This window comes from Pseudoalteromonas sp. G5_S1_14_S5 (assembly GCF_054968605.1).
On record NZ_JBQKUM010000248.1, the window covers coordinates 1 to 363 of the forward strand.

The following is a 363-nucleotide window of genomic DNA, read 5'->3' on the forward strand; positions in this document are numbered from 1 at the left end:
GTGTGATTACCGAGGGAGGTTGACGGTCTAATTACCGAAGGACTCTGTCATAGTCTTATTAATAGTAGTCAACCTTGACAGTTCTGCTCTTATTCGATGATTTATGCCTCGGCACGAGCTTCCCGTAACTCTCTTGTATTCAGCTTTTCTTCAAGCCAGATGTTCCTTACTGTTGAGTGACTAATCGAGATGTTAAATCGCTTTCTCATCTCACCACTGATCCTGATCGATGTTAGATGAGGTAATTTGAGCGTTAATGAGATGACGACATTTCGAGTCTTCTCATCGATGCGGTTACTGTGCCTTGGTTGGCCATACATACGTTTCAAAGCTAATGGACCGTGTGCTTCGAGAAGTTGACGG

General features: G+C 43.8%; 1 protein-coding gene. It reads right to left on the reverse strand.

Annotated features, from left to right (window positions below; all coding sequences use genetic code 11):
- Nucleotides 1-101: 101 nt before the first annotated feature.
- Nucleotides 102-363 (reverse strand): helix-turn-helix domain-containing protein (locus ACTRWI_RS22755; protein WP_499133947.1); only part of this gene is annotated, 262 nt, incomplete at its 5' end.